At 56.7% G+C, this 13,431-nt stretch carries 7 protein-coding genes; all 7 read left to right on the forward strand.

The genetic code is table 11. The features are described from left to right. Positions 1 to 65 precede the first annotated feature (65 nt). Positions 66 to 434: a 50S ribosomal protein L7/L12 gene (rplL, locus tag BLU26_RS13760; protein ID WP_092287463.1), complete on the forward strand. Its 369-nt coding sequence runs from the start codon at positions 66 to 68 to the stop codon at positions 432 to 434. Between the two features lie 215 nt (positions 435 to 649). Then, positions 650 to 4,720, forward strand: coding sequence for a DNA-directed RNA polymerase subunit beta (gene rpoB / locus BLU26_RS13765; RefSeq protein ID WP_092287464.1), 4,071 nt, complete (start codon positions 650 to 652; stop codon positions 4,718 to 4,720). 64 nt (positions 4,721 to 4,784) lie between these two features. Next, the gene (rpoC, locus tag BLU26_RS13770) at positions 4,785 to 8,984 is read left to right on the forward strand and encodes a DNA-directed RNA polymerase subunit beta' (RefSeq protein WP_092287465.1); all 4,200 of its coding nucleotides are present in this window, start codon (positions 4,785 to 4,787) and stop codon (positions 8,982 to 8,984) included. Between the two features lie 142 nt (positions 8,985 to 9,126). Continuing rightward, on the forward strand, positions 9,127 to 9,498 hold the full coding sequence (gene rpsL, locus BLU26_RS13775; RefSeq protein WP_080048726.1) for a 30S ribosomal protein S12: 372 nt from the start codon (positions 9,127 to 9,129) through the stop codon (positions 9,496 to 9,498). A 96-nt stretch (positions 9,499 to 9,594) separates the two neighbouring features. After that, positions 9,595 to 10,068, forward strand: a complete 474-nt coding sequence (gene rpsG, locus BLU26_RS13780; RefSeq protein ID WP_092287466.1) for a 30S ribosomal protein S7 — start codon at positions 9,595 to 9,597, stop codon at positions 10,066 to 10,068. An 18-nt stretch (positions 10,069 to 10,086) separates the two neighbouring features. Further along, on the forward strand, positions 10,087 to 12,189 hold the full coding sequence (fusA, locus tag BLU26_RS13785) for an elongation factor G (protein ID WP_092287467.1): 2,103 nt from the start codon (positions 10,087 to 10,089) through the stop codon (positions 12,187 to 12,189). A 34-nt stretch (positions 12,190 to 12,223) separates the two neighbouring features. Next, positions 12,224 to 13,417 (forward strand): elongation factor Tu, encoded by a 1,194-nt coding sequence (tuf, locus tag BLU26_RS13790; RefSeq protein ID WP_092287457.1) that lies wholly within the window; start codon positions 12,224 to 12,226, stop codon positions 13,415 to 13,417. The last annotated feature ends 14 nt before the right edge of the window (positions 13,418 to 13,431 follow it).

Consider the following 13,431-nt stretch of genomic DNA (forward strand, 5'->3'; position numbering starts at 1 on the left):
CTTGCTTTTAACGCTTTTAATGTTTTGACGGCCTCAGCCGTCCCCCAATACAGGAATTTAGAGTCATGGCTCTGACCAACGAAGATATCATCAACGCCGTATCCGAAATGTCCGTTATGCAGGTTGTAGAACTGATCTCCGCTATGGAAGAGAAGTTCGGTGTATCTGCTGCTGCTGCTGTTGCTGCTGGCCCGGCTGCTGGCCCGGCTGCTGCTGAAGAGCAGACCGAGTTCGACATCGTTCTGACTGAAACTGGCGACAAGAAAGTTAACGTCATCAAGGCTGTTCGCGAACTGACAGGCCTGGGCCTGAAAGAAGCCAAAGCTCTGGTTGACGGCGCTCCTGGCACCATCAAGGAAGGCGCTTCCAAGGAAGAGGCCGAAGCTGCCAAGAAGACTCTGGAAGAAGCTGGCGCCAAGGTCGAGCTCAAGTAAGCTCGCCCGACCTTGCGTCGACAATCTGATTTCAACGGTCAGATTGATGGCTGGTGGCCTGTGTGCCACCGGCCTTTTTCCGTTGTATCCCGCCGTGTCGGCGGGCGACGGTAGCACTCAAGCGAGTGGGCAAGACTTAGGGCTTGCACGCATTTTCAGGTTTTCCCGCGCAGCGGGGAAGCCAATCAAGCAGGTGACCAAGCTGGGGAACGCTGATGGCTTACTCATATACTGAGAAAAAACGTATCCGCAAGGACTTTGGCAAACTGCCGCATGTGATGGATGTGCCCTATCTGCTGGCTATTCAGCTGGATTCCTATCGGGAATTCCTGCAAGCCCAGTCAGAGAAAGGGCAGGTTCGTGATATCGGTCTGCACGCGGCCTTCAAATCTGTTTTCCCCATTATCAGCTATTCGGGTAATGCGGCTCTGGAATATGTCGGTTACCGCCTTGGCGATCCGGCGTTCGACGTCAAGGAATGTGTTCTGCGCGGGGTGACCTATGCGGTGCCGCTGCGCGTAAAAGTGCGCCTGATCATCTTTGATCGTGAGTCGTCCAACAAGGCGATCAAGGACATCAAGGAGCAGGAAGTCTACATGGGGGAAATCCCCCTGATGACCGAGAACGGTACCTTCGTAATCAACGGTACCGAGCGCGTCATCGTGTCCCAGTTGCATCGTAGCCCTGGTGTGTTCTTTGACCACGATCGTGGCAAGACCCACAGCTCCGGCAAGCTGCTGTACTCGGCCCGCGTGATTCCTTACCGCGGCTCCTGGCTGGACTTCGAGTTCGATCCCAAGGATTGCGTATTCGTCCGTATCGACCGTCGTCGCAAGCTGCCGGCGAGTGTGCTGCTGCGTGCGCTGGGCTACCAGACCGAAGAAATTCTCGATATTTTCTACGATACCAACGTGTTCGAAGTGCAGGGCGAGAGCCTTATGCTCGAACTGGTGCCGCAGCGCCTGCGTGGTGAGATCGCCACCTTTGACATCAAGGATGGCAAGGGCAAGGTTATCGTCGAGAAGGGTCGCCGTGTAACCGCACGTCATATCAGCCAGCTTGAAAAAGCCGGCATTACCAGCCTCGAAGTGCCGTTCGATTACATCATTGGCCGCACCATTGCCAAGCCGATCGTGCATCCGGCCACTGGCGAGATTCTGGTTGAGTGCAACACTGAAGTGACTGCCGACCTGGTAGCGAAGCTGGCCAAAGCGCAGATCGCTCGCCTGGAAACGCTGTACACCAACGACATCGACTGTGGTCCGTTCGTGTCCGATACCCTGCGTATCGACAACACTACTACCCAGCTCGAGGCCTTGGTTGAAATCTACCGCATGATGCGTCCTGGCGAGCCGCCAACCAAGGACGCAGCAGAAACCCTGTTCGCCAACCTGTTCTTCAGCAGTGACCGCTATGATCTGTCAGCCGTGGGTCGCATGAAGTTCAACCGTCGCATCGGTCGTGAAGAGATCGAAGGCGCGGGTGTGTTGAGCAAGGAAGACATCATCGAGGTGCTCAAGACCCTGGTTGATATCCGTAACGGCAAAGGCGTTGTGGATGACATCGATCACCTGGGTAACCGCCGTATCCGTTCGGTCGGTGAAATGGCCGAAAACCAGTTCCGTGTAGGTCTGGTGCGTGTTGAGCGCGCGGTCAAAGAGCGTCTGTCCATGGCTGAAAGCGAAGGCCTGATGCCGCAGGATCTGATCAACGCCAAGCCGGTTGCGGCGGCGGTGAAGGAGTTCTTCGGTTCCAGCCAGCTGTCCCAGTTTATGGACCAGAACAACCCGCTGTCCGAGATTACCCACAAGCGCCGTGTTTCCGCGCTTGGGCCGGGTGGTCTGACCCGTGAGCGTGCCGGCTTCGAAGTGCGTGACGTACACCCGACCCATTACGGTCGCGTTTGTCCTATCGAAACGCCGGAAGGTCCGAACATTGGTCTGATCAACTCGCTGGCTACCTATGCACGCACCAACCAGTACGGCTTCCTGGAAAGCCCGTACCGCCGGGTGAAGGATGCTCTGGTCACCGACGAAATCGTATTCCTGTCGGCTATTGAAGAAGCCGATCACGTGATTGCCCAGGCTAGCGCCAAGGTTGAAGATGGTCGCCTGACCGACGATCTGGTAGCTGTGCGTCACATGAACGAATTTACCGTCAAGGCGCCGCAGGAAGTGACCTTGATGGACGTATCGCCGCGCCAGGTTGTTTCGGTCGCTGCGTCGTTGATTCCGTTCCTTGAGCACGATGACGCCAACCGTGCACTCATGGGCTCCAACATGCAGCGTCAGGCGGTTCCGACCTTGCGTGCCGAGAAGCCGCTGGTGGGTACCGGCATGGAGCGCAACGTTGCACGTGACTCCGGCGTCTGTGTCACTGCGCGCCGTGGCGGGGTGATCGACTCGGTTGATGCCAGCCGTATCGTGGTCCGTGTCAATGACGACGAAGTGGAAGCGGGCGAAGCGGGTGTCGATATCTACACCCTGACCAAATACACCCGTTCCAACCAGAACACCTGCATTAACCAGCGTCCGCTGGTGAAGAAAGGCGACAAGGTTGCGGGCAAGGACATCCTGGCTGACGGCTCGTCCGTTGATATGGGTGAGTTGGCCCTGGGTCAGAACATGCGCGTCGCGTTCATGCCCTGGAATGGTTACAACTTCGAAGACTCCATTCTGGTCTCCGAGCGGGTGGTGCAGGAAGACCGTTTCACCACCATTCACATCCAGGAACTGACCTGCGTATCCCGTGACACCAAGCTGGGGCCGGAGGAAATCACTTCCGACATCCCCAACGTCGGTGAAGCGGCGCTGGGCAAGCTGGATGAAGCGGGTATCGTTTACGTGGGTGCTGAAGTTGGCCCTGGCGACATTCTGGTCGGCAAGGTCACGCCCAAGGGCGAAACTCAGCTGACACCAGAAGAGAAGCTGCTGCGTGCGATCTTCGGTGAAAAGGCGTCTGACGTAAAAGACACCTCCCTGCGCGTGCCAACCGGCACCAAGGGTACCGTGATCGACGTGCAGGTGTTCATTCGTGACGGCGTTGAGCGCGACACGCGCGCCCTGGCCATCGAGAAAGAGCAGCTGGACGAGATTCGCAAGGACCTGCAGGAAGAGTTCCGTATCGTTGAAACCGCGACCTTCGAGCGTCTGGCGGCAGCCCTGGACGGCCAGACCGTCGAAGGCGGCGCTGGGCTGAAGAAGGGCACTGCGCTGAATGCCGACATTCTTGACGGTATCGAGCGTGGCCAGTGGTTCAAGCTGCGCATGAGCGAAGATGCGCTGAACGAGCAGCTGGAACGCGCCCAGTCCTATCTGGTTGACCGTCGCAAACTGCTCGACGAGAAGTTCGAAGACAAGAAGCGCAAGCTGCAGCAGGGCGATGACCTGGCGCCGGGCGTGCTGAAGATCGTCAAGGTTTACCTGGCTATCAAGCGCCGCATCCAGCCGGGCGACAAGATGGCCGGTCGTCACGGTAACAAGGGTGTTATCTCCGTGATCATGCCGATCGAAGACATGCCGCACGATGAGAACGGCACGCCGGTTGATATCGTCTTGAACCCGCTGGGCGTACCGTCGCGTATGAACGTGGGTCAGATTCTTGAGACGCACCTGGGTCTTGCGGCCAAGGGGTTGGGCGAGAAGATCAACCGCATGATGGAAGAGCAGCGCAAGATTGCCGAGCTGCGCAAGTTCCTTGATGAGGTCTACAACAAAGTAGGCGGCCGTCAGGAGAACCTGGACAGCCTGAGCGATCAGGAAGTCATCGAGCTGGCGAACAATCTGCGTAACGGTGTACCGATGGCGACAGCGGTATTTGACGGCGCGGCAGAAACCGAGATCAAGCACATGCTGCGTCTCGCGGACTTGCCGGACAGTGGTCAGATGCGTCTGTGGGATGGCCGTACCGGCAACTGCTTCGACCGTCCGGTGACCGTTGGTTACATGTACATGCTCAAGCTGAACCACCTGGTTGACGACAAGATGCACGCACGTTCAACCGGTTCGTACAGCCTGGTTACCCAGCAGCCGTTGGGTGGTAAGGCGCAGTTTGGTGGTCAGCGTTTCGGGGAGATGGAGGTCTGGGCACTGGAAGCCTATGGTGCCGCCTACACCCTGCAAGAAATGCTGACTGTGAAGTCGGACGACGTGAACGGCCGTACCAAGATGTACAAGAACATCGTGGATGGCGACCATCGGATGGAGGCGGGCATGCCCGAGTCCTTCAACGTATTGGTCAAGGAAATCCGTTCGCTCGGTATCGACATCGAACTGGAATCCGAATAACCACCAACTGCCCACGTCTCGGGCGGCGAGCGCCGCCCTTGAGACACTGCGAGGAGTATAGGCCTTGAAAGACTTATTGAACCTGCTCAAGTCCCAGGGACAGATTGAAGAGTTCGATTCCATTCGAATCGGCTTGGCATCGCCGGAGATGATCCGGTCCTGGTCCTATGGCGAAGTTAAAAAGCCGGAAACCATTAACTACCGTACCTTCAAGCCGGAGCGCGACGGTCTGTTCTGCGCCAAGATCTTTGGCCCGGTAAAAGATTACGAGTGCCTGTGCGGCAAGTACAAGCGCCTCAAGCACCGCGGTGTGATCTGTGAAAAGTGTGGCGTTGAAGTCGCGCTGGCCAAGGTCCGTCGTGAGCGCATGGGTCACATTGAACTGGCATCGCCAGTTGCCCACATCTGGTTCCTGAAGTCGCTGCCGTCGCGTATCGGCCTGCTGCTGGACATGACCCTGCGTGATATCGAGCGCGTACTCTATTTCGAGAGCTACGTGGTGATCGAGCCGGGCATGACTACCCTGGACAAGGGTCAGTTGCTGAATGATGAGCAGTACTTCGAAGCGCTGGAAGAGTTCGGCGACGACTTCGACGCCCGCATGGGTGCCGAGGCGGTATTCGAGCTGCTGACCGCTATGGATCTGAGCCACGAGATTGGCAAGCTGCGTGAAGAAATTCCGCAGACCACCTCGGAAACCAAGATCAAGAAGCTGTCCAAGCGTCTGAAGCTGATGGAAGCCTTTGACGGTTCCGGCAACAAGCCGGAGTGGATGGTCATGACTGTTCTGCCAGTCCTGCCACCGGACCTGCGTCCGCTGGTACCACTGGATGGCGGTCGCTTTGCGACTTCCGACCTGAACGATCTGTACCGCCGCGTGATCAACCGTAACAACCGTCTGAAGCGTCTGCTTGACCTGTCTGCACCTGACATCATCGTGCGCAACGAAAAGCGCATGCTGCAGGAGTCGGTTGATGCGCTGCTGGACAACGGTCGTCGTGGCCGTGCCATCACTGGCACCAACAAGCGCCCGCTGAAGTCCCTGGCTGACATGATCAAGGGTAAGCAGGGCCGTTTCCGTCAGAACCTGCTCGGTAAGCGCGTGGACTACTCCGGTCGTTCGGTGATCGTGGTAGGTCCGACCCTGCGTCTGCACCAGTGCGGTCTGCCGAAGAAGATGGCGCTTGAGCTGTTCAAGCCATTCATCTTTGGCAAGCTGGAGCACCGTGGTCTGGCAACGACCATCAAGGCTGCCAAGAAGATGGTCGAGCGCGAGCTGCCAGAGGTCTGGGACATCCTGGCCGAAGTCATCCGCGAGCACCCCGTACTGTTGAACCGGGCGCCAACACTGCACCGTCTGGGTATCCAGGCCTTTGAGCCAGTGCTGATCGAAGGTAAAGCTATCCAGCTGCACCCGCTGGTCTGTGCCGCCTACAACGCCGACTTTGACGGTGACCAAATGGCTGTGCACGTGCCGCTGACCCTTGAGGCTCAGCTGGAAGCGCGCGCGCTGATGATGTCGACCAACAACATTCTGTCGCCAGCATCCGGTGAGCCGATCATCGTGCCGTCGCAGGACGTGGTACTGGGTCTTTATTACATGACGCGTACCCGCATCAACGCCAAGGGCGAGGGTATGCGTTTTGCCAACGTCAATGAAGTTGAGATGGCGTACCGCAGCGGCCAGGTAGAGCTGCACGCGCTGGTCAAGGTGCGTATTACCGAGACCGTCAAGCACAAGGACGAGAGCTGGACCACCGAGACCCGTATCGTCGATACCACGGTCGGCCGCGCGCTGTTGTTCCAGATCCTGCCGAAGGGTCTGCCCTACGAGATGGTCGACCAGCCGCTGAAGAAAAAGGCGATCTCCAAGCTGATCAACCAGTGCTACCGCGTGGTTGGTCTGAAGGAAACCGTGATCTTCGCTGACCAGTTGATGTACACCGGTTTTGCCTATTCCACCATTTCGGGTGCGTCCATTGGTGTTAACGACTTCGTCATCCCGGATGAGAAGGCGCGCATCATTGATGAGGCAACGGAAGAAGTTAAGGAAATCGAAGACCAGTACGCTTCCGGTCTGGTAACCCAGGGTGAGAAGTACAACAAGGTTATCGACTTGTGGTCCAAGGCCAACGACGAGATTTCCAAGGCGATGATGGACAACCTCAAGTCCACTCGCGTGATGGATCGTGATGGCAAGGAAGTCGATCAGGAGTCGTTCAACTCCATGTACATGATGGCTGACTCCGGTGCGCGGGGTTCTGCTGCCCAGATTCGTCAGCTGGCCGGTATGCGTGGTTTGATGGCCAAGCCGGATGGCTCGATCATCGAGACGCCGATTACCGCCAACTTCCGTGAAGGTCTGAACGTACTCCAGTACTTCATCTCCACACACGGTGCACGTAAAGGTCTGGCCGATACCGCACTGAAGACCGCCAACTCCGGTTACCTGACCCGTCGTCTGGTTGACGTCGCCCAGGATCTGGTTATTACCCAGCCTGATTGCGGCACCGACAACGGTCTGCTGATGTCGCCGCACATTGAAGGTGGCGATATCGTTGAGCCGCTGGGTGAGCGCGTACTGGGTCGTGTCGTGGCGCGTGACGTCGTCAAGCCTGGTAGCGATGAAACCATCGTGGCCGCTGGCACCCTGATCGACGAGCAGTGGGTCGAGTTCCTCGAGAAGAACAGCGTTGACGAAGTTATCGTACGTTCGCCAATCACCTGCGACACGCACTATGGCGTCTGCGCAACCTGTTACGGTCGTGACCTAGCCCGTGGCCACCTGATCAACATCGGTGAAGCGGTCGGTGTTATCGCTGCCCAGTCGATTGGTGAGCCGGGTACCCAGCTGACCATGCGTACGTTCCACATTGGTGGTGCGGCCAGCCGTACCTCCGCGGCCGACAGCGTACAGGTGAAAAACGGCGGTACTATTCGCCTGCACAACCTGAAGTACGTCGAGCGTGCCGACGGTGCCCTGGTAGCGGTTTCCCGTTCCGGCGAGCTGGCGGTAGCTGACGAGTTCGGTCGTGAGCGTGAGCGTTACAAGCTGCCCTATGGTGCGGTCATTTCGATCAAGGAAGGTGACAAGGTCGATGCCGGTCGTGTGGTTGCCAAGTGGGATCCGCACACTCACCCCATCGTTACCGAGATTTCCGGTACCGTGGCGTTCTTCGGTATGGATGAAGGCATCACCATCAAACGTCAGGCTGACGAATTGACTGGTCTGACCAACATCGAAGTACTGGATGCCAAGGATCGTCCGGCCTCCGGCAAGGACATTCGTCCGGCGGTGAAGCTGGTTGATGACAATGGTAAGGAGCTGCTGCTGCCGGGTACTGACGTGCCGGCCCAGTACTTCCTGCCGGCTAACGCTCTGGTCAACCTGTCCGATGGTGCCAAGGTGAATGTGGGTGACGTTGTTGCCCGTATTCCGCAGGAAACCTCGAAGACTCGTGACATCACCGGTGGTCTGCCGCGCGTTGCCGACCTGTTCGAAGCGCGTCGTCCGAAGGAGCCGTCCATTCTGGCGGAAATCAGCGGCACGATTTCCTTCGGCAAGGAAACCAAAGGCAAGCGTCGTCTGGTCATTACCCCGACCGACGGTAGCGATCCCTACGAGGAGCTGATTCCGAAGTGGCGTCACCTGAACGTGTTCGAAGGTGAGCAGGTTACCAAGGGTGAAGTTATCTCCGACGGCCCGAGCAATCCGCACGATATCCTGCGTCTGCTGGGTGTCAGCGCGCTGGCCAAGTACATCGTTAACGAGATTCAGGACGTTTACCGCCTGCAGGGCGTGAAGATCAACGACAAGCACATCGAAGTGACTATTCGTCAGATGCTGCGCAAGGTTGAAATCGCCGAGTCCGGTGATTCCAGCTTCATCAAAGGTGACCAGGTCGAGTTGACCCAGGTGCTGGAAGAGAATGCGGAGCTGAGTGGTCAGGACAAGTTCCCGGCCAAGTACGAGCGCGTGCTGCTGGGTATCACCAAGGCGTCGCTGTCGACCGAGTCCTTCATTTCTGCGGCTTCCTTCCAGGAAACCACGCGGGTACTGACGGAGGCTGCCGTTACCGGTAAGCGCGATCATCTGCGCGGCCTGAAGGAGAACGTGGTAGTAGGTCGCCTGATTCCGGCCGGTACCGGCCTGGCGTACCACGCCGAGCGCAAGCGTCAGAAAATGGCCGATAAGCCGGTCAAGGTCAGCGCCAGTGAAGTTGAACAGGCTCTGTCCGACGCGCTCAACTCGAGCGGAAACTGATAGGTCTGCCAGCCCTGCGGGGCTGGCACCTTGACGACTGGGGTTCGGGTCTATAGAATTCCGTACCCCTAAAATTGGCGGGGCGCATAGCTCTGCCATTTTTTATTAACTATGTCTTAAGACATCAGTGGAGTTTTGCTAGATGGCAACAATCAACCAGCTGGTTCGTAAGCCGCGTAAGCGTGTCGCTGAGAAGAGTGACGTGCCGGCGCTGCAGAACTGCCCGCAGCGTCGTGGTGTGTGCACTCGCGTGTATACCACTACGCCGAAGAAGCCGAACTCGGCTCTGCGTAAAGTCTGCCGTGTTCGTCTGACCAACGGCTACGAAGTTTCATCCTATATCGGTGGTGAAGGCCACAACCTGCAAGAGCACAGCGTCGTTCTGATTCGCGGCGGCCGTGTAAAAGACTTGCCAGGTGTGCGTTACCACACTGTTCGCGGTTCTCTGGACACCTCGGGTGTTAAAGATCGTAAGCAGGGTCGTTCCAAGTATGGCGCCAAGCGTCCTAAGTAATACTGAATTCATTTATCTGAGTCGATAAGAGTAAGGTCAGGCGTAACCGAATGGTTATGATCCTGGGCTAACCTGAAGACCGTTTGAGGGCTTATCATGCCAAGACGTCGCGTAGCAGCAAAACGTGAGATTCTGCCGGAACCTAAGTACGGCAGCCAGATTCTCGCGAAATTCATGAACCACGTAATGGAAAGTGGCAAAAAATCCACCGCAGAGCGCATTGTTTACGGCGCGCTGGACAAGGTGAAAGAGCGCACCAAAACCGAAGAGCCCGTTGAGCTGTTCGAAAAAGCGCTGGATGCCATTGCTCCTCTCGTAGAGGTTAAATCCCGCCGTGTAGGTGGTGCCACTTACCAGGTTCCGGTTGAAGTGCGTCCCTCCCGTCGCAATGCTCTGGCAATGCGCTGGTTGGTTGATGCTGCCCGTAAGCGTGGCGAGAAGTCTATGGCGCTGCGTCTGGCTGGTGAGCTGGTTGACGCGTCTGAAGGTAAAGGCGCTGCTGTTAAGAAGCGTGAAGACGTGCACCGCATGGCTGAAGCCAACAAGGCGTTCTCTCACTACCGTTTCTAAACGGCTCAGGAGATTATTGTGGCTCGTACAACTCCGATTAATCTGTACCGGAATATTGGTATTTGCGCGCACGTTGATGCGGGTAAAACCACGACCACGGAACGGATTTTGTTTTATACCGGTGTGAACCACAAGATGGGTGAAGTCCATGATGGCGCTGCCACCATGGACTGGATGGCCCAAGAGCAGGAGCGGGGGATTACCATTACCTCCGCTGCTACTACTGCCTTCTGGCAGGGCTCTGAAAAGCAATATGACAAGCATCGCGTCAATATCATCGATACCCCTGGTCACGTTGACTTCACCATCGAAGTCGAGCGCTCGCTGCGCGTGCTCGACGGTGCGGTCGTGGTTTTCTGTGGTACCTCCGGCGTTGAGCCTCAGTCCGAAACCGTATGGCGTCAAGCCAACAAGTACGGTGTTCCGCGTATCGTCTACGTGAACAAGATGGACCGCCAAGGCGCCAATTTCATGCGCGTTGTCGAGCAGATCAAGAAGCGCCTTGGGCATACTCCGGTTCCGATCCAGTTGGCGATTGGTGCTGAAGAGGAGTTTGAGGGGCAAGTAGATTTGCTGCGCATGAAAGCAATCTACTGGAATGCCGACGACAGCGGGATGACCTTCCGTGAGGAGGAAATTCCTGCTGAGCTGGCCGATGATGCCGCTATGTATCGTGAGCAAATGGTCGAGGCGGCAGCCGAGGCCAATGAAGAGCTCATGAACAAGTATCTTGAGGAAGGTGATCTGAGTAACGATGAAATCAAGGCGGGGCTGCGTCAGCGCACTCTGGCTTGTGAAATCGTGCCCGCGGTATGCGGCTCCTCATTCAAGAACAAGGGCGTGCCTCTGGTATTGGACGCGGTCATTGACTACCTGCCGGCGCCGGACCAGGTCGTTGCCATCAAGGGTGTGCACCCGGATGACGACGAGAAGGTCGACGAGCGTCATGCAGATGATGCCGAGCCGTTTTCCGCCCTGGCTTTCAAGATCGCGACAGACCCGTTTGTCGGTACTCTGACTTTCGTACGCGTGTATTCGGGGGTTTTGACCTCTGGCGATGCGGTGCTCAATTCGGTCAAGGGCAAGAAAGAGCGGGTGGGGCGCATGGTGCAGATGCACGCCAATGCGCGTGAAGAAATCAAGGAAGTGCGCGCGGGTGATATCGCAGCGCTGATCGGTATGAAGGACGTCACCACCGGTGACACCCTGTGCTCGCAAGAAAAGCCGATCATTCTTGAGCGCATGGAGTTTCCTGAGCCGGTTATTTCTGTAGCAGTTGAGCCGAAAACCAAGGCTGACCAAGAGAAGATGGGGATTGCCCTCGGCAAGTTGGCGCAGGAGGATCCGTCCTTCCGCGTGCGTACCGATGAGGAGTCCGGGCAGACCATCATTTCCGGTATGGGTGAGTTGCACCTGGATATTCTCGTTGATCGCATGAAGCGCGAGTTCAACGTTGAGGCGAATATCGGCAAGCCGCAGGTCGCGTACCGCGAAGCAATTCGCAACAAGTGCGAGATCGAAGGCAAGTTTGTTCGTCAGTCAGGCGGTCGTGGTCAGTACGGTCACGTCTGGGTTCGTTTCGAGCCTTGCGATGAATCTGAAGAGAAGCTGGTATTCGTCAATGAAGTTGTCGGTGGTGTGGTTCCGCGTGAATACATTCCGGCTATCCAGAAAGGTATCGAGGAGCAGATGCAGAACGGCGTGCTCGCCGGCTATCCGCTGCTTGGCCTGAAGGCAACCGTTTATGACGGTTCCTATCATGATGTCGACTCTAACGAGATGGCGTTCAAGATCGCTGCTTCCATGGCCACCAAACAGTTGGCCCAGAAAGGCGGTGCCGTGTTGCTAGAGCCGATGATGAAAGTCGAAGTGGTCACCCCTGAGGATTACATGGGTGACGTTATGGGCGACTTGAACCGTCGTCGCGGTCTGGTACAAGGTATGGAAGATTCTCCTTCCGGTAAAGTGATCCGCGCTGAGGTTCCGCTTGGTGAGATGTTCGGTTACGCCACGGATGTGCGCTCGATGTCCCAGGGACGCGCGAGCTACTCCATGGAGTTTTCGAAATACGCCGAGGCACCCATGAACATCGCCGAAGCAATCATCAAGAAGCAAGGCTAACTTGAACCTAAGCTAATTAAAGAGGTTATCAACCGTGGCAAAAGAAAAATTTGAACGTAGCAAACCGCACCTGAACGTAGGCACCATTGGTCACGTTGACCATGGTAAAACTACTCTGACAGCTGCATTGACCCGTGTTTGCGCCGAAGTATACGGCGGCTCCGCTCGCGCTTTCGACCAGATCGATAACGCGCCGGAAGAGAAGGCACGTGGTATCACCATCAACACCTCGCACGTAGAGTACGATTCTCCGACTCGTCACTACGCGCACGTTGACTGCCCTGGTCACGCTGACTATGTGAAGAACATGATCACCGGTGCTGCGCAGATGGATGGTGCAATCCTGGTTTGTTCCGCTGCTGACGGCCCGATGCCGCAGACTCGCGAGCACATCCTGCTGTCTCGTCAGGTTGGCGTTCCTTACATCGTCGTGTTCCTGAACAAGGCTGACATGGTCGATGACGAAGAGCTGCTGGAGCTGGTCGAGATGGAAGTGCGTGATCTGCTGAGCGCATACGATTTCCCTGGCGACGACACGCCTATCGTTATCGGTTCTGCACTGATGGCGCTGGAAGGCAAAGACGACAACGAAATCGGCACCACTGCGGTCAAGAAGCTGGTTGAGACTCTGGATTCCTATATTCCTGAGCCTGAGCGTGCGATTGACAAGCCGTTCCTGATGCCGATCGAAGACGTATTCTCCATCTCTGGTCGCGGTACTGTTGTGACTGGTCGTGTAGAGCGCGGCATCGTCAAGGTGGGTGAGGAAGTTGAGATCGTTGGTATCAAAGCCACTGTCAAAACTACCTGTACTGGCGTTGAAATGTTCCGCAAGCTGCTGGACGAAGGTCGTGCCGGTGAGAACGTTGGTGTTCTGCTGCGTGGTACTAAGCGTGAAGACGTAGAGCGTGGTCAGGTTCTGGCCAAGCCGGGTACTATCAACCCGCACACCAAGTTTGAAGCTGAAGTGTACGTACTGGGCAAGGATGAAGGCGGTCGTCACACTCCGTTCTTCAAAGGCTATCGTCCTCAGTTCTACTTCCGTACCACTGACGTTACCGGTTCCTGCGAACTGCCGGAAGGTATCGAAATGGTAATGCCTGGCGATAACGTCAAGCTGGACGTCACTCTGATCGCGCCGATCGCGATGGAAGACGGTCTGCGCTTTGCGATTCGTGAAGGCGGCCGCACCGTTGGTGCCGGCGTGGTAGCCAAGATCATCGAATAATGATCTGACGCCAT

The organism is Halopseudomonas sabulinigri (genome assembly GCF_900105255.1).
Classification (GTDB): Bacteria; Pseudomonadota; Gammaproteobacteria; order Pseudomonadales; family Pseudomonadaceae; genus Halopseudomonas; species Halopseudomonas sabulinigri.